13 protein-coding genes and 1 riboswitch are annotated in these 17,533 nt (G+C 64.6%); of the genes, 6 read left to right on the top strand and 7 right to left on the bottom strand.

Annotated features, from left to right (window positions below; all coding sequences use genetic code 11):
• Nucleotide 1 precedes the first annotated feature (1 nt).
• Genes M1D44_RS22375 through M1D44_RS22365 form a run of 3 tightly spaced genes read right to left on the bottom strand, consistent with a single transcriptional unit; the run spans nucleotide 2 to nucleotide 7,680 of the window.
• On the bottom strand, nucleotides 2-3,103 hold the full coding sequence (locus tag M1D44_RS22375) for a multidrug efflux RND transporter permease subunit (RefSeq protein ID WP_024978590.1): 3,102 nt from the start codon (nucleotides 3,101-3,103) through the stop codon (nucleotides 2-4).
• Nucleotides 3,100-6,234 (bottom strand): MdtB/MuxB family multidrug efflux RND transporter permease subunit, encoded by a 3,135-nt coding sequence (locus M1D44_RS22370; protein WP_316852468.1) that lies wholly within the window; start codon nucleotides 6,232-6,234, stop codon nucleotides 3,100-3,102. The genes M1D44_RS22375 and M1D44_RS22370 overlap by 4 nt, the downstream gene beginning before the upstream one ends.
• 57 nt (nucleotides 6,235-6,291) lie before the next feature.
• Nucleotides 6,292-7,680 (bottom strand): MdtA/MuxA family multidrug efflux RND transporter periplasmic adaptor subunit, encoded by a 1,389-nt coding sequence (locus M1D44_RS22365; RefSeq protein ID WP_316852467.1) that lies wholly within the window; start codon nucleotides 7,678-7,680, stop codon nucleotides 6,292-6,294.
• A gap of 253 nt (nucleotides 7,681-7,933) precedes the next feature.
• Here M1D44_RS22365 and M1D44_RS22360 point away from each other — a divergent pair, with 253 nt between their 5' ends.
• From M1D44_RS22360 to M1D44_RS22350, 3 genes are all read left to right on the top strand, one after another.
• Nucleotides 7,934-8,665 (top strand): response regulator, encoded by a 732-nt coding sequence (locus M1D44_RS22360; RefSeq protein WP_112188193.1) that lies wholly within the window; start codon nucleotides 7,934-7,936, stop codon nucleotides 8,663-8,665.
• Complete coding sequence (locus M1D44_RS22355) at nucleotides 8,649-9,935, top strand: ATP-binding protein (RefSeq protein WP_024978594.1); 1,287 nt, start codon at nucleotides 8,649-8,651, stop codon at nucleotides 9,933-9,935. Before M1D44_RS22360 ends, M1D44_RS22355 begins: the two co-directional genes overlap by 17 nt.
• 119 nt (nucleotides 9,936-10,054) lie before the next feature.
• Nucleotides 10,055-10,495 (top strand): putative hemolysin, encoded by a 441-nt coding sequence (locus tag M1D44_RS22350; RefSeq protein ID WP_112188191.1) that lies wholly within the window; start codon nucleotides 10,055-10,057, stop codon nucleotides 10,493-10,495.
• An 88-nt stretch (nucleotides 10,496-10,583) separates the two neighbouring features.
• Here the strand turns inward: M1D44_RS22350 and M1D44_RS22345 are convergent, their stop codons facing one another.
• Nucleotides 10,584-12,278, bottom strand: coding sequence for a glycosyltransferase family 39 protein (locus tag M1D44_RS22345; protein WP_316852466.1), 1,695 nt, complete (start codon nucleotides 12,276-12,278; stop codon nucleotides 10,584-10,586).
• A 111-nt stretch (nucleotides 12,279-12,389) separates the two neighbouring features.
• Here M1D44_RS22345 and M1D44_RS22340 point away from each other — a divergent pair, with 111 nt between their 5' ends.
• From M1D44_RS22340 to ribB, 3 genes are all read left to right on the top strand, one after another.
• Entirely contained in the window at nucleotides 12,390-12,563 is a 174-nt protein-coding gene (locus M1D44_RS22340) for a hypothetical protein (protein ID WP_162634443.1), read from the top strand.
• A gap of 100 nt (nucleotides 12,564-12,663) precedes the next feature.
• Nucleotides 12,664-13,887: a Zn-dependent hydrolase gene (locus M1D44_RS22335; protein WP_316852465.1), complete on the top strand. Its 1,224-nt coding sequence runs from the start codon at nucleotides 12,664-12,666 to the stop codon at nucleotides 13,885-13,887.
• A 100-nt stretch (nucleotides 13,888-13,987) separates the two neighbouring features.
• A riboswitch (FMN riboswitch) is annotated at nucleotides 13,988-14,143 on the top strand.
• 126 nt (nucleotides 14,144-14,269) lie between these two features.
• Entirely contained in the window at nucleotides 14,270-14,995 is a 726-nt protein-coding gene (gene ribB, locus M1D44_RS22330) for a 3,4-dihydroxy-2-butanone-4-phosphate synthase (RefSeq protein ID WP_316852464.1), read from the top strand.
• Nucleotides 14,996-15,031: 36 nt separating this feature from the next.
• Here ribB and M1D44_RS22325 read toward each other — a convergent pair whose 3' ends face one another.
• The 3 genes from M1D44_RS22325 to M1D44_RS22315 form a co-directional block, all read right to left on the bottom strand.
• A complete protein-coding gene (locus M1D44_RS22325) occupies nucleotides 15,032-15,658 on the bottom strand; it encodes a bifunctional 4-hydroxy-2-oxoglutarate aldolase/2-dehydro-3-deoxy-phosphogluconate aldolase (protein ID WP_024978599.1) in 627 nt (208 codons plus the stop codon).
• Nucleotides 15,659-15,692: 34 nt separating this feature from the next.
• The gene (locus tag M1D44_RS22320; RefSeq protein ID WP_024978600.1) at nucleotides 15,693-17,045 is read right to left on the bottom strand and encodes a GntT/GntP/DsdX family permease; all 1,353 of its coding nucleotides are present in this window, start codon (nucleotides 17,043-17,045) and stop codon (nucleotides 15,693-15,695) included.
• Between the two features lie 91 nt (nucleotides 17,046-17,136).
• The gene (locus M1D44_RS22315; protein WP_009240594.1) at nucleotides 17,137-17,523 is read right to left on the bottom strand and encodes a RidA family protein; all 387 of its coding nucleotides are present in this window, start codon (nucleotides 17,521-17,523) and stop codon (nucleotides 17,137-17,139) included.
• Nucleotides 17,524-17,533 lie beyond the last annotated feature (10 nt).

Raw genomic sequence — 17,533 nt, 5'->3', positions numbered from 1 at the left:
TTCAGCTTCCTTGCGAATCCAATGCGGGCAGCGGTGTGTCCTTGGTGCGCCCGGCGCGACGCAGGCGCAGCCGGTCAAGCGCCAGGTAGACCACCGGCGTGGTGTAGAGCGTGAGGATCTGGCTGACCAGCAGCCCGCCAACGATAGAGATGCCCAGCGGCGTGCGCAGCTCCGCGCCGTCGCCATGACCGAGCGCCAGGGGCAGGGCGCCCAGCAGCGCGGCCATCGTCGTCATCAAGATCGGTCGGAAGCGCAGCACGCAGGCGTGGAAGATTGCATCCGCGGGGCTCATGCCCTGGCTGCGCTCGGCCTCCAGCGCGAAGTCGATCATCATGATCGCGTTCTTCTTGACGATGCCGATGAGCAGAATCACGCCGATCAACGCGATGATCGAAAAGTCCGTATCTGTAATGATCAGCGCCAGCAGCGCCCCGACACCGGCCGAAGGCAGCGTCGACAGAATCGTGATGGGGTGCACGTAGCTCTCGTACAGCACGCCCAGCACGATGTAGATGGTGATGAGCGCAAACAGAATCAGCACGGGCTGGCTGGAGAGCGAATCCTGGAACGCCTTGGCGGTGCCCTGGAAACTGCCGTGCACGGAGGATGGCACGCCGATGCGGTTCATGGCGTCCTGAATGTCCTGCGTGGCACCCGACAGCGATGCCCCGGGGGCCAGGTTGAACGAGATCGTGCTCGCCGCGAATTGCCCCTGGTGGTTGACCGCCAGCGCCGTGTTGGTCGGCTCGTAGTGCGAGAAGGTCGACAGCGGCACCTGCGCACCTGTCGATGTGATGAGGTAAATGTCCCGCAGGCCGTCGGGGTTCTGCCAGTACTGCGGTGCGGCTTCCATCACCACGCGGTACTGGTTGAGCGGGTTGTAGATGGTCGACACCTGGCGCTGTCCGAACGCGTTGTTCAGCGCATTGTCGACATCGCTTGGGTTGATACCGAGCGATTTCGCTTTGTCGCGGTCGATGACGAGGGAGGTCTGCAAGCCCTTGTCCTGCGTATCGGTGTTGACGTCTGTCAGCGATTTCACCTGCGTGAGTGCCTGCTTGATTTTCGGATCCCACGCGCGCAGCTCGTTCAGGTCATCGGCCTGCAACGTGTATTGGTACTGCGCATTGCTCGCCCGGCCCCCCACGCGGATGTCCTGTACGGATTGAAGGAACAGGCTCGCACCTGGCTCGCGCGCCAACTTGCCCCGCAGGCGATTGATCACCTGATCGGCAGAGAGTTTCCGCTCGGCCAATGGCTTGAGCTGGATGAACATGAAGCCGCTGTTACGCTGGCTGCCGCCTGTGAAGCCCACGACGTTTTCAACCGCAGGGTCTTGCTGAATGATGTGGATGAAATCGGTCACCTTCGTGCGCATGGCCTGGAACGAGATGGCCTGGTCTGCCTGGATGTTGCCGATCACGCGGCCTGTGTCCTGCTGGGGGAAGAACCCCTTGGGCACGATGATGTACAGATAGACGTTCAGGCAAACCGTCGCAAACAGGATCAGCAGCGTGAGCCAGCTGTGCCGCAGCGCCCACGCCAGCGAGTTGCGATAGATGTCGAGCAGGAAGGTGAAGAAGCCTTCGGTCTTGCGGTGGAACCAGCCGTGTTCTTCCTCGGCAGCGGGCTTGAGCAAGCGCGCACACATCATCGGTGTGGTGGTGAGTGACACCACTAGCGACACCAGGATGGCGACCGACAGCGTCACCGCAAATTCACGGAACAGCCGTCCCACGATGCCGCCCATCATCAGCAGCGGGATAAACACGGCAATCAGCGACAGGCTCATCGACACCACGGTAAAGCCGACCTCGCGCGCGCCCTTGAGTGCCGCCTGCATGGGCCGCATGCCGTTCTCGATGTGGCGCGAGACGTTCTCGAGCACGACGATGGCGTCGTCCACCACAAAGCCTGTCGCCACGGTCAAGGCCATCAGCGAAAGGTTGTCGAGGCTGTAGCCGCACAAGTACATCACCCCGAATGTGCCGATGAGCGAGACCGGCACCGCCACGCTCGGAATGAGCGTTGCCCGCACGTTGCGCAGGAACAGGAACACCACCATGATCACCAGCGCGATCGACAGCACCAGCGTGCGCTCCACATCCCTAAGCGAGGCGCGGATGGTGGGCGTGCGGTCCATCATCACATCGAGGTTGATCTGCGCGGGAATGGTGTTGCGCAGGTACGGCAGGATGTCGTTGATGCGGTCGACCGTGTCGATGATGTTGGCGCCCGGTTGCCGGCTGATGATGAGCAGCACCGATGGCTTGCCGTTGGCTGAGCCGTAGTTGCGAATGTCCTGCACGCTGTCACTGACGTCCGCCACGTCGGCCAGCCGCACCGGCGAGCCCTTGCGCCAGGCGACGATGAGCGACTGGTATTCGGCAGCCTTCTTGGCCTGGTCGTTGGCGTAGATGGTCCAGACGCGCTCGCCGGATTCCATCATGCCCTTGGGCTTGTTCGCGTTGGTGCTGGCGATGACGGTGCGCACGGTCTCCATCGAGATACCGTACTTGTTCAGTGCCATCGGATTCAGCTCCACCCGCACCGCCGGCAGCGACGCACCGCCGATGGTGACCTGGCCCACGCCGTTCACTTGCGACAGCTTCTGCGCAAGGATGGTCGAGGCCGCGTCGTACAGCTCGCCGCGCGACTTGGTGTCGGACGTCAGCCCCACGATCATGATCGGCGCATCGGCCGGATTGACCTTCCGATACGTCGGGTTGCTCGGCAAGCCCGAAGGCAGCAGGCTGCGCGACGCATTGATGGCAGCCTGCACGTCGCGCGCAGCGCCGTCGATGTCGCGCGACAGGTCAAACTGCAGCGTGATCCGCGACGAACCGAGCGAGCTGGACGAAGTCATCTCGGTAATGCCCGCGATGCGGCCGAGTGATCGCTCCAGTGGCGTCGCCACGGTAGCCGCCATCGTTTCGGGGCTGGCGCCCGGCAGCGATGCGTTGACCGAGATGGTCGGAAAGTCCACCTGCGGCAGTGGCGACACCGGCAGCAGGCGGAACGCCGCGATACCGGCCAACGCCACACCGATAGTCAGCAGCGCCGTCGCAACCGGCCGCGCGATGAAGGTGGCGGACAGATTCATCGCGGCCCGCCAGATTGGTTGGCGCCCGGAGCGCCGTGGCGTCGGGCAGCACGGCGCGCTCGCCAGTCACGCAGGCGTTCGCCCAGGTTGTCGAAGGCCAGATAGATGACCGGCGTGGTGAACAGCGTCAGCACCTGGCTGACCAGCAGGCCGCCCACCATCGTGATCCCCAGCGGCTGGCGCAACTCGGAGCCCACGCCCGTGCCGAGCATCAGCGGCAGGGCACCCAGCAGGGCGGCCATGGTCGTCATCAGAATCGGACGGAAGCGTAGCAGACACGCCTGGTAGATGGCGTCGCGCGGGGCCATCCCCTGCTCGCGCTCGGCCTCCAGCGCGAAGTCGATCATCATGATCGCGTTCTTCTTGACGATACCGATCAGCAGGATGATCCCGATGATCGCAATGATGCCCATGTCCTTGCCTGACACCAGCAGCGACAGCAGGGCACCCACGCCGGCCGACGGAAGCGTCGAGAGGATTGTCACCGGATGGATCGTGCTTTCGTACAACACGCCCAGCACGATGTACATCGTGATGACGGCTGCCAGGATCAGCCACAACTGATTCGACAGCGACGCACGGAACGCCAGCGCCGCACCCTGGAAACTTGTTTGCATGCTGGCAGGCAAGCCGATTTCCTGTTCGACGGCATTGATCGTGTCGACCGCTGCGCCCAGCGAAGCGTGCGGCGCCAGGTTGAACGAAATGGTTGCCGCCGGGAATTGGCCCTGATGGTTCACCACCAGCGAGCCCGGTTGTTCCACCACCGTGGCAAACGCGCCCAACGGAATCTGTTGGCCGCTGCTCGATGCCACGTGCAGGTCATACAGCGATTGCGGCCCAAGCTGCATCTTCGGGTCCGTTTCGAGCACCACGCGGTACTGGTTCGATTGCGTGAAGATGGTCGAAATCAGGCGCTGGCCGTAAGCGCTGTACAGCACGCTGTCGACCGCCGCCATCGTGATGCCGTACACCGCCGCCTTGTCGCGGTCGACCTGCACGTAGGCGCGCAAGCCGTTGTCCTGCAAGTCGCTCGCCACGTCGCGCAGCTCGTTGGTCTGCTGCAGTCGTTCAACGAGTCTCGGCACCCACTTCGAGAGGTTGTTCGGGTCCGGATCTTCCACCGTGAACTGGTACTGCGTGCGGCTCACGCGGTCTTCAATCGTCAGGTCCTGCACCGGCTGCATGTACAGCGAGATACCCGCCACCTTGGCCAATTCGGGCTGCAGGCGCTGAATGATCTCGGTGGCGTCGGCGTCGCGTTTATCCTTCGGCTTGAGGTTGATCAGCATGCGGCCGCTGTTGAGCGTGGTGTTCACGCCATCCACGCCGATGAACGACGACAGGCTTTCGACCGCAGGGTCTTTCAGCACCACCTCGGCCAGCTTCTGCTGCCGCTCGGCCATGGCCGAAAACGAGATCGACTGCGATGCATCGGAAATGCCCTGGATCACGCCGGTGTCCTGCACGGGGAAGAACCCCTTGGGCACCACCACATACAGCAGGCCCGTCAGCACCAGCGTGCCGATGGCAACCAGCAGCGTGGTCTTCTGTCGGTCAAGCACCCATTGCAGCATGCGGCCGTACCGCGCGATGACGTTGTCGAAGAACGCGCCGGCAGCGTGATAGAAGCGCGATTGCTCGGCTTCGGGAATGTGCTTGAGCAAGCGCGCGCACATCATCGGCGTGAGCGTGAGCGACACCACGGCCGAGATCAGGATCGATACCGCCAGCGTGATTGCAAACTCGCGGAACAGCCGCCCAACCACGTCGCCCATGAACAGCAGCGGAATCAGCACGGCGATGAGCGAGAACGTCAGCGAGATGATCGTGAAGCCGATCTGCTTGGAGCCTTTGAGTGCGGCCTCCATCGGTGGGTCGCCCTCTTCGATGTAGCGGGCGATGTTTTCGATCATGACGATGGCATCGTCGACCACGAAGCCAGTGGCAATCGTGAGCGCCATCAGCGTGAGGTTGTTGATCGAAAACCCGGCCAGATACATCACGCCGAACGTACCGACCAGCGACAGCGGCACCGCCACCGCCGGAATGACCGTGGCCGGCACGTTACGCAGGAACAGGAAGATCACCATCACGACCAGCGCCACGGCCAGCATCAGCTCGAACTGCACGTCCGATACCGAGGCGCGGATCGTCGTGGTGCGGTCGGTCAGCAGCGACACCTCAACGTTGCCGGGCAGCGTTTCTTTCAACTGTGGCAGAAGCGCCTTGGCACGGTTGACCACCTCGATCACGTTGGCGCCAGGCTGGCGCTGCACGTTCAGGATGATGGCGGGGGTGGTGTTGGACCACGCGGCCAGCTTGCTGTTTTCAGCGCCGTCAACGATCTGCGCAACGTCGGTCAGTCGGATGGGCGCGCCGTTCTTGTAGGCGACGATCATCTTGCCGTACTCGGCGGCCGACTTGAGTTGATCGTTGGCATCGATGGTGGAGGCGCGCATCGGGCCGTCGAAGCTGCCCTTGGCGCCATTCACGTTGGCGGTGCCGATGGCGGTGCGGATGTCATCGATCGACAGCCCGAGCGCGGCTAGCGCTGACGTATTGGCCTGGATGCGTACGGCCGGCCGCTGCCCGCCGCTGATGCTGACCAGGCCAATGCCCGGCAACTGCGATAGCTTTTGCGCGATGCGCGTGTCGACCAGGTCTTCCAGCTTGGGCAACGGCATCGTGTTGGAGGTGATCGCCAGCGTGAGGATCGGCGCGTCGGCCGGGTTCACCTTGCTGTAGATCGGCGGCATCGGCAGGTCGTTGGGCAGCAGGTTGCCGGCCGCGTTGATGGCCGCCTGTACCTCCTGCTCCGCAATGTCGAGCGAGAGGGACAGGTCAAACTGCAGCGTGATGACCGAAGCACCGCCTGAGCTGGACGACGTCATCTGCTTCAAGCCCGGCATCTGCCCGAACTGCCGCTCCAGCGGTGCGGTGATGGACGACGTCATCACGTCGGGGCTGGCACCCGGGTACAGCGTCGTGACCTGGATGGTCGGGTAGTCGACCTCGGGCAGCGCAGAGAGCGGCAGCATCCGGTACGCCACCAGGCCCGAGAGCAGGATGGCGACCATCAACAGCGTGGTCGCCACGGGCCGGAGGATGAAGATTCGGGAGGGATTCATGCCAGCTCGGAACAGAAGACTTCGTCAGGCGAGTGCACGCAATGCACGACTCAGGGCTTACGGCTTGGCAGCCGGGGCACTCGCGGCGGGTGCCGAAGCGCCGCCCTGGCCACGGCGGTGACGCCCGCCCTGGTGGGCCTGGCCGGCGGCGGGTGCGCTTGCGGCGGCGGCACCCGGCTGGATCACCTCCACCGGCGAGCCGTCGCGCAGCTTGTCGGCACCATCGATCACCACACGCTCGCCGGGCTGCAGACCTTGCGCAACCGACACGCGTTCCCCTTCGGTCACGCCCAGCTTGACCACGCGCAGCGCCACCTTGTTGTCTTCGCCGACCACGTAGACGAAGGTGCCCTGCGTGCCGCGCTGGATAGCCGCGCCCGGCACGATCACCACGTCGCGTAGCGTATCCACCCGCATGCGCACGTTCACGAACTGGTTCGGGAACAGCATGGCGTTCTGATTCGGGAACTGCGCACGCAGCTTGACCGTACCGGTGGTGTTGTCGATGGTGTTGTCCACCGTCATGAGTACGCCGCGCGCGAGCTGCGTGGTCTGGCCGCGGTCCCAGGCTTCCACCGGCAGTTTGTCGCCGGACTGCAGGCGCGGCATGACCTTGGGCAGGTTGTCTTCAGGAATGGAATAGATGACGGTGATCGGGTCGATCTGCGTGATGACCACGATGCCGTTGGTGTCCGAGGCGTGCACGATGTTGCCCGGGTCCACCTGGCGCAGGCCAACCCGGCCAGACACCGGCGCGGTGATGCGCGTATAGGAAAGCTGCACGCGTGCGTTGTCAACGTTGCCCTGGTCCAGCTTGACCGTGCCGTCGTACTGGCGCACCAGCGCGGCCTGCGTATCCACCTGCTGCTTGGAGATCGAATCCTGCGAGAGCAGCGTCTGATAGCGCTGCAGGTCGAGCTTGGCGTTTTGCAGCAGCGCCTGATCGCGCGCAAGCTGACCTTCCGCCTGGGCGAGCTGCGCCTGATAGGTACGCGGGTCAACCTCGGCAAGCAGGTCGCCGGCCCTGACGGTCTGCCCCTCGGTAAACGCCAGGCGCACGAGCTGGCCGTCCACACGCGTCTTGACCGTCACGTTGTTGACCGGCGTGACATTGCCCAGCGCCGACAGCACCACGTTGATGTCGCCTTTGACGGCCGTGCCGACCATCACCGGCATCGGCTTGCCCGCCATGGCCGCCCCGCGCCCACCGGGGCCACCTCGCCCTGCCGGGCCGCCCGCATTGCGGTACTTCGCGTGGTAGACCGCATAGCCGATCAGCACCAGGATAATGATCACCACCCAGATGCCCCAGCGGCGGCCCTTGCCACCCTCGCGCGGGGGCGGCAGCAGCGTCGAAGACACCTCGTTGGGCGTCTCCTTCCCCTCGTGCGTACGGCGGCCGGCGTCGTCAAACTGGCCGGGCTTCTGGTCCTTGGGATCGGACATGTTGGCGTTCCTGTTCTTAGCAATATGGGGACGAGCGCACATCATAGCTGGCGCCCGTGCCAGTCAGACCGCAGCTTAAAGGCAACGCCTTTGCGCAGAATGAGTCGCGCAGCGGGTTCTATTACGGCAGATTACAAACCCATTGCGGTGTTACCGGGCGAAACAATATGGTGAAAGTGCGCGCGATTCGTGGTGGCCACAATCGCTATCATGAGCACACCTTCCTGCGCATACCAGACACTCCACCAGACAGATGAGCGGCACCAAGATCCTGGTCGTCGATGACGACGTCGAACTGCGCGACCTTCTGCGCGAATACCTGACCCAGCAGGGTTTTGCCGTTTCCGTGCTGCACGACGGCGATGGGCTGGGCGCCCGGCTCGAACGCGAGCGCCCCGCACTCGTCGTGCTCGACCTGATGATGCCCAAGGTGGATGGCCTGTCCGCCCTGCGCGACCTGCGTGCCCGCAACGACGACGTGCCCGTCATCCTGCTCACCGCCCGCAGCGACGAGATCGATCGCATCATCGGCCTGGAAATCGGCGCCGACGACTATCTCGGCAAGCCGTTCTCGCCGCGCGAGCTGCTCGCCCGCATCAACGCGGTGCTGCGCCGGCGCCTGGCCGTGCCGGCATCGGCTCCGGAAGACCGCGACAGCTTCAGCTTCGGCCCGTTCAAGCTCAACTTCCGCATGCGCACGCTGTTTCGCGGCGACAACGCACTCTCCATCAGCGATACCGAATTCGCGCTGCTCAAGCTGCTGATCGGGCATGCGATGCAGGTGCTCACGCGCGAGCACATCGTCGAGCTGATGTACGGGCCGGGCAGCGGCGTGTCCGACCGGGGCATCGATGTGCAGATCTGGCGCCTGCGCCGCGTGCTGGAAGAAGACGCGCAGCGCCCGCGGTACATCCAGACCGTGCGCGGCCGCGGCTACACCTTCGTGCCGGACGAGCGGGAAGAGGTCAATGAAGTTCAAGGCTAGATTCGACACGCTGTTCGGCCGGCTGGCGGTGCTGATCGTGGTGGTGCTGGTGCTCAGCCATTTCTCATGGCTGGGCGTGCTGCGCGCGGAGCGGCGCGAGCGGCAGTTCCAGGCTTCGGTGGATCAGATGGCGTTCCAGTTGCAGGCCTTCCAGGCAGCGATGGATGGTCATCTGAAGGTCAAACTCCCTGACCTCGTGACCGAAACCGCTGAGCCGCCTTCGGGCGACGCGTCGTCGGCATCTGACAAATCTGCGGAATTGGTGCGACAGCTTGCGCGCCGTTTGCCATCCGACACGCAGTTGCGGCTCGAAGCGGGCCCCACGCCCCGCGTGTTCGTGCGCTTTCCGCAGCGCAACAAGTGGATCGCCATGCCGCTGGTGTGGGTGCATGCGCCGCCCACCATCTCGGCCGTGGTGCCGGGCGTGATGGTGGTGCTGGCGATTGCCATTGCGTTCTCGCTGTTTGCGGCGTGGCAGATTCAGCGCCCCGTGCGCGAGCTGGCCGATGCGGCCGGTGCGCTGGCCCGGCGTCGTTACGTGGCCCCCCTTAAGGAGCGCGGCCCGTACGAACTCCGCCAGTTGACCGATCAGTTCAACCATATGGCTGCTGACCTGTCGGCCGCCGACGAAGAGCGCAACACCATGCTGGCCGGCATTGCGCACGACCTGAAGACGCCGCTGTCACGCCTGCGCCTGCGCGCCGAAATGCTGGCCGACCAGAAAGCAGGCGCCGGTATCGAACGCGACGTCGAATCCATGTCGGCCATCGTCGAACAGTTTCTCGCCTATGCGCAAAGCGGCGATAGCGAGGCGCGCGAGGTGTCGGTCGACCGCCATCTGCGCGGCCTGGTGCAGCCGTTTGCCGAGCAGGGTAAGCATGTCGCGCTCGATCTGCATGCGGGAGACCGCTTCCGCCTCAAGCCGACGCATCTGGAGCGCATCGTCGTCAACCTGCTCGACAACGCGTTCGCGTATGGCGCCGAGCCTGTCAACATCCGCACCACGGTGGATGAAACCGGCTACACGCTGACGGTGGAAGACCATGGCGCGGGCATCCCCGTTGCCGACTTTGACCGCGTCATGCGGCCCTTTGTGCGCCTGGACCCGGCGCGCGGCGGCAATGCGCATTGCGGGCTCGGCCTGGCAATCGTCGATCGGCTGGTGCGTCACCTGGGCGGTGAGCTCGCGGTCGGGCCGTCGGCTGCGGACGCGCCATCGCCGGGTTTTCGCATCACCATGCGGTTTCCGGTCTCAACAGCGGCGGCTTGATCGCCCGATCGCCCGACTGATTGCCCGACTGACACACGGGCAAGCGATTGCGTGAGCTATCCTAGGCGAGGCAAGCACGCTTGTTGCGTGCGTTCACCAGAACTCCGGGAGGAAAACGCATGAATCGCGCTGTCTGTCTCGTCAAGGATGCTGGCCAGGCCCGCATGGCCGCCGCCGTTGCCGCGTGTGTGCTGGCGATGGGCTTGGCGGCCTGCTCGTCGCCGATGCCTCCGTGGCAGCCGCCGCGCATGACCATCCAGCCCGCGCCACCGCCTGTGCCTGCACCGGCACCCGCGCCGGTGACCACGCTGCCGCCATCCCCGGCCATGCAGCCGGCGCCGTCTCAGCCGCCGGCCTACGCTCCACCGCCTGCCGCAGACACGGAACCCCCGCGCGCAACGCCAGGCATGGCGAATCCGGCATCCACGTATTGCCTGCAGCGCGGAGGTCAGCTTGAATTTTCCACCCGTGCCAACGGCGCTGACGTGGGAACCTGCGTCAGCCCTGGCGGGGATGAATGCGAGGAATGGGCGTTCCTGCGCGGAAGTTGTACGTGGTAAGTGCCGGCAGTTGCCGCAGGCAATGAAAAAGGGCCGCAGATGTTGCGGCCCTTTTTGTTTGGAGGAGGCGAATGGTTTGGAGATGCGCTTACCGCCGCGCCACCACCACCTTGTCGGCAGATTCGGCCACCAGGCGCATCGGCACACCGGCGGCTTGGAGTTTCTGCCACGTGGTGCGGCGCATGAATGCGTAGGCGGGTGGCCCGTCGGTCCAGCGCTTGATCCATTCGTCTGTGGTGGCAACGACCTTGCTCGGCTCCAGGCCGGCGCCCATTTCCAGTTCGTCAAAGCCCGAGACCAGTGTCATTGGGCGACCGAGGTAGTAGATAGCTGTCTGATCTAGCCACTCGACCGAGTAGAACGGCGTCTCGGCAGGAATCTGGCCCGTCGCGCTCAGCGTCTTTTCGATGACGTCGCGGGCAGACAGTGCGTCGCGGAAGATCTCGCTGGCGTTGAGCACGCGGTCCCAGCAGAGCAGGGCGGAGATCGACAGCACGATCACGGCCACGGTGCGCCTTTGCCAGCGCAGTGCCACAAGTGCAGCCAGCGTGCCGACGGCCAGCATGGCCATCACCTGACGCAACGCAGGCATGGCCAGCGCAACCTGTTCGGCGGGCATCTTCGCGCCGGCCTTCGCGCCGATCATCGGCACCGCAAACCACAAGCCGATGGCGATCAGCAGATTGACGCCCAGCGACCACGCAACGGCGCGCGTGGGCATCTTCTCCAGCGCCAAAGCCAGCGCAATCGCCAGCGCAGGGAAGGCCGGAACGATGTAGCCCGGCAGCTTCGAGTTGGATACCGAGAAGAACAGGAAAATCATTCCCGCCCACGCAATCGACCAGCGCATCAGGTCAAACTGTCGCGTGCCAACGAAGAGATCGGCCACGCGCCCCATGCGCCGGCCGATGGCCGCAAACAGCAGGGGCGTCCACGGCAGCAGCCCAGCCAGGCCCACCGCAATGAAGTACCACCACTTGCCGCTGCGATGGTGCTCGTTGGTCAGGAAGCGCTCGAAATGCTCGTGGATGAAGAAGAAATGGAAGAACTCGGGGTTGCGCTCCTGCACGATCACGAACCACGGCACCGTGGTGATCAGGTACAGCGCAAGGCCGGGTAGCCAATGCATGCGGCGGATCAGTGCCCAGTCCCGCGTCATCAGCAGGTAGGCCACGCCGATCAAGCCCGGGACGACCAGCCCGATCAAGCCCTTGGTGAGTGTCGCGCCCGCCAGCGCCAGCCAGACCACCAGCATCCAAGCGAGCTGCCCGCGACGCGATGCACCGGGCCGCTGGGCCAACGCAAAACCGCACGCACCGACGGTCAGGAAGAAGCCCACGCCCATGTCGAGCGTGATGACTTGGCCGAACAGCAGATACAGCAGCGATGAGGCGAGAATCGCCGCACCGGTTGCCGCCGCGCGCCCACCGCGATAGACCGCCAGCGTCCAGGCCGTCATCAGGATGCCGCCCAGGCCGAACAGCACCGGCCACAGGCGCGCACCCCAGGCATTGACGCCGAATGCCTGGAACGTGGCGGCCGTCGTCCAGTACTGCAGGGGCGGCTTCTCGAAATATTTGAGGTCGTTTAGGCGCGGAGTCACCCAATCGCCCGAGACCACCATCTCGCGCGGGATCTCCGCATAGCGGCCTTCATCTGGCCGGAAGAGGGTGGAACGTTGGAACAGGTCATCCGTCCACAGCGCGAGGAATACGGCGATGAGCGCGATGACAATCAGCGCCATCCATGGCGAGCGGCGGGAAGAAACGAGGCGGGATTCCATGCTGGGGTGAACTTCGCGGGCACGGTCGGAAAGGGGGGATTCTAGTCGATGCCGGATTAGCGGATGGTTAGCCCGGCCAAATGTCCAGACTCTGCCCCTGACCTGCTGCGCATGTTTCTCGCCATCGACGTGCCATTGATCGGCCGCCAGGCCACCGCCATTCACATCATGCGCGCGGGCGAAGAAGTCCGCCGATTGCCGTTGAGCTCTACAGAGCCATTTCCCGCCGGTCGCAGCAACGACGGAATGCACGCATCGCGCCAGCCGTATTTGCCCGATTTATAGCCCGAATAAAGATTCGCAATTTGACGCGCATTTTGCGATTGCCAGATAAAGACGGCTGGATGCGCCGAGCCGGTCGGCGTGCATGCAAAGGAATGGAGACATGTTGAAGGTCAACGGGGCGCGGCTGTGGTCGAGCCTGATGGAAATGGCAGCGGTTGGGGGCACGTTCAAGGGCGGCGTGCGGCGCCTCGCGCTGACGAAAGAAGACGCCGCTGGGCGCGCGCTGTTTGCGCGCTGGTGCGAAGACGCGGGCATGACGCTCAGCACCGACCGCGTCGGCAATCTGTTCGCACACCGCGCCGGCAAGTCCGCCGAAGCCCGCGCTGTGGCGAGCGGCAGCCATCTCGACACGCAGCCCGAAGGCGGGCGCTTTGATGGCGTCTACGGCGTGCTGGCCGCGCTGGAAGTCGTGCGCACGCTCAACGACGCGGGCATCGAAACGGACAAGCCCATCGAGATCGTTGTGTGGACCAACGAGGAGGGGGCACGCTTCACGCCCGCCATGTTGGGCTCTGCCGCATTTGCGGGCGTGATGCCGCTGGAACAGGCCCTGGCCTCGCGTGATGCGCTGGGCGTCTCCGTGGCCGATGCGCTGGCGGCGACCGGCTACGCAGGCGAACGCGCCATCCCCGGTGTGCCGTTCGACGCGTATTTCGAGGCGCATATCGAGCAAGGCCCGATCCTGGAAGAGAGCGGCGTGCCGATTGGCGTCGTTACCGGCGGGCAGGCGATCCGCTGGCTCGATGTGCGTGTGCAGGGACAGGCGGCGCATGCGGGCACCACGCCAATGCGCTTCCGGCGCGATGCGATGTTCGCGGCCGCCGAGATGGCGGCCTCTCTGGAAACGCTGGTCGAGATATTTGCCCCGCATGGCCTGGTGACCATTGGCGAAGTCGGTATCCGCAATGCCTCACGCAACACCATCGCCGCCGATCTCACCTTCACGGTGGACTTGCGTCACCACGAAGACGCCCGCATCGCCGAGATGGAAACCGCGTTGCGTGAGCGTTTTGCCGCCATTGCCGAGCGCCGTGGCCTGGCCGTGCAGATCGACCAGCATTGGGTCAGCCCGGCCACGCTGTTCGACGCGGCCTGCGTGAAGGCGGTGGCCGATGCGGTGGAAGCACTCGACTACCCGCACCAGCGCATCGTGAGTGGCGCCGGGCACGACGCCATCCACATCGCTAAGCATTGCCCGACGGCGATGATCTTCATCCCGTGCGTCAACGGTCTGAGCCACAACGAAGCCGAAGACGCGCTGCCTGAAGATGTGACGCGCGGCGCCGATGTGCTGCTGCATGCCATGCTGGCTCGGGCGCAGTAAACGAGATAGCGAGATAGCACTTTGCCCGCCCCGTCAGTAGGGTCGAATCGTTGCAACTTGTTGCGGTAGCATTGCGCTTGCCGGCGATCCTGCCGGTTCAGTACGTCTTCAGGGCGGGGTGGAATTCCCCACCGGCGGTATGCGGACCGTGCGTCCGTGAGCCCGCGAGCGCCTTGCATGCGCCTGCATGCAAGGGTCAGCAGATCCGGTGAGATGCCGGGGCCGACGGTCAGAGTCCGGATGGAAGAAGATGTGCGGAACAACACGCCCGTGCGACAGGGGCGCGCTTGGCTTTGCGCCGGGCTGCGCCGCTGCATGGCGCGCGCGTGTTTGTCTGCTTGCCCTGGAACGTCTTGTCGCCAATCTTGCGAGGAGCGTTTCCATGTTGTCCACTCAGCAATCCCCTGTAGTTCACCCGCCCGCATTGCCTGCCCGCAATGTGATGCTTGACGCCATCGACGCCCGCTTTGATCCGGCCGACATGCCCGCGCGCATGGCCGCTGCGCTCGATGCGGTGCGGCTGGGCGTGCCCGTTGTCGTGCTCGACGATGCCGACCGCGAGAACGAGGCCGACCTCATCGTCGCTGCCGACAAGCTCACGCAGGCCAGCATGGCCATGCTCATTCGCGAGTGTAGCGGCATCGTCTGCCTGTGCCTGACGGCGGAGAAGAGCGCATCGCTCGGCTTGCGCCCGATGGTGGAAGACAACCGCAGCCAGTACGGCACGGCGTTCACGGTGTCGATCGAGGCACGCACGGGCGTGAGCACCGGCGTCTCTGCGGCGGACCGCATCACGACCATCCGCGCAGCCATTGCGGACGACGCCGATGCGCAATCGGTCGTCAGCCCCGGGCATGTGTTTCCGCTGGTGGCAAAGGAGGGTGGGGTAATGGCGCGGCGCGGTCATACCGAGGGCTCGGTCGACCTGGCACGCCTGGCGGGCCTGCCGCCGGCTGCCGTGCTATGCGAGCTGATGCTGCCCGACGGCACCATGGCGCGCCGGGACGACGCGGTGCGCTTCGCTGATCAGCACAACCTGCCGGTGCTGACCATTGAAGACATCGTTCAATATCGGGAGCAGATGGAGCGCGCGGTCAGCTTCGTCTAACGCCAAAGCCGGCCGCGCGAAAGGGGTGACGCTGATTTACCGCTTGAGCGCGGCCGCTTCCTTGGCGAGCGCCGTGATGCCTGCCCAGTCGCCGGCAGCGACCTTGTCCTTGGGCACCATCCACGAGCCGCCTACGCACACCACGTTGGGCAGCGCGAGGTAGTCGGGCGCGCTTTGCGGCGTGATGCCGCCGGTTGGGCAGAAACGCACATCGCCGAACGGTCCGTAGATCGACTTGAGCATCGGGATGCCGCCAGCCGCTTCGGCCGGGAAGAACTTGAGCGTGTTCAGGCCGAACTCCAGCGCCAGGATCAGCTCGGACGGCGTAGCGATGCCCGGCAGCCAGTCCAGTTCTGTCTTGGCTTGTGCCACGGCCAACATGGGCGTAATGCCCGGCGACACCGCGAACACCGCACCGGCATCCTTCGCCTGCTGGAAATGCTCCGGCCGCGTGAGCGTGCCGGCACCGACGATGGCATCGCTGCCCAGGTCATTCACCACCGCACGGATCACATCCAGCGCCACCGGCGTGCGCATCGTGATCTCGAACGTGCGGATACCGCCCTCGTACAGCGCGCGGCACACCTTGACGCCTTCATCGACAGATTGGAACTGCAGCACCGGGATGACCGGGCCGGCCTTGACGACGGAATCGATACCCACAACGTTCTCCTAGATCAACTTCAACAGAACAAGCTTAAACGACGGTCGCCAGCGCAAGCGTGAGCAGCAGCGCGACGATCGAGATGATGGTTTCCAGCACCGTCCACGTCTTGAAGGTCTGCGGCACGGTCAGGTTGAAGTATTCCTTCACTAGCCAGAAGCCGCCGTCGTTCACGTGCGACAGGATCAGCGACCCGGCGCCGGTGGCCAAGACCATCAGCTCCGGCTTGACCGCGGCGCCCGAAGCGGCGGCGATCGGGGCCACGATGCCGCAGGCGGTCGTCATTGCAACAGTGGCCGAACCCGTGGCGATACGGATCAGCACAGCCACCACCCAGCCCAGCAGCAGCGGCGACAGATGGGCATCGGTGGCGACAGCCACGATGGCCTTCGACACGCCTGAGTCACGCAGGATCTGGCCGAAACCGCCGCCCGCGCCCACCACCAGCGTGATCGTGGCGATCGGTGCCAGGCACTCGTTGGTGAACTTGAGGATGGTCTCGCGGTTGAAGCCGCGTGCCTTGCCGAACGTGTAGAAGCTCACGATGGCGGCAATCAGCAGGGCCATCACTGAGTTGCCGGCCAGCTTGAGAATGTCGTTCGCCAGCGTCTTGGGCGCGGCGATCAGGTCGGCCCAGCTACCGATCAGCATCAGCACCACCGGCAGCAGGATCGTGAACAGCGTCACGCCAAAGCCCGGCAATTCGCGCTTCTGGTCGGCTTCAACAAATTGCGCGGCCAGCGGGTTGTTCTCGTCCGGCTTGACGTAGCGCGAGACCAGCATTGCCCACAGCGGACCAGCCAGGATGGCCGTCGGCAGGCCGACGATCAGCGCATACATGATGGTCTTGCCGATGTCGGCCTGGTAAGCCGTCACCGCCAGCAGCGCGGCCGGGTGCGGGGGGATCAGGCCGTGCACCACCGACAGGCCGGCCACCATCGGCAGGCCGACCATCAGGATCGGCGTGCCCGTACGCTTGGCCACGTTGAAGGCAATCGGGATCAGCAGCACGAAACCGACTTCAAAGAACACCGGCAAACCGATGATGAACGCCACGACCATCATGGCCCAGTGCGCGTTTTTCTCGCCAAAGGCACTGATGAGCGTTTTGGCAATGCGCTCGGCACCCCCGGATTCCGCCATCATCTTGCCGAGCATCGTCCCGAGGCCCACCACCAGCGCAATGTGGCCGAGGGTGCCGCCCACACCGGTTTCGAACGCCTTGACGATATTGCCCATCGGCATGCCGACCACCACGCCCAGCGCGAGCGAGACGACGATCAGCGTGACGAACGGGTTCAGTTTCTGGACTGCAATCAGGTAGATCAGCGCAACCACCGCCAGCGCGGCGGTCAGCAATAGCGAGTTGCCTTGCATCGGGACCATCGGGTTTCCTCCTCAGGGATATTCACGGCTCTTGTTGTCGTGGGCGCGCCGTTGTGCGGGCACCCGTTTTGAATTGCACTTGTATTGCGCGTTACGGCTTCTTGTAGGCCACGCAATCGACTTCAACCTTGCAGTCGATCACCATGCTCGACACCACGCAGGCGCGCGCGGGCGGGTTGGCGCCGAAGTACTCCTTGAACACCTTGTTGAACGACTGGAAGTCGCGCGGATCATCCAGCCACACACCGCAGCGCACGACGTGTTCGGGGCCGTAGCCCGCTTCGGCCAGGATGGCGAGCACGTTCTTGATGGTCTGGTGCGATTGCTCGACGATGCCGTTGCCCACCACCTCGCCATTCACCATGGGCGTCTGGCCCGAGACGAACAGCCAGCCGTCTGCGCCGGCCGCGCGGGCAAAGGGGAGGTGCTGGCCACCGGTGCCGGTGCCGCCTTCAACGCCAATTCGGGTAATCGTCATCGCTACGTTC

Source organism: Ralstonia sp. SA306 (assembly GCF_054792405.1).
Note: the sequence above shows the minus strand (reverse complement) of the source record. Positions and strands in the feature narration are given on the sequence as shown.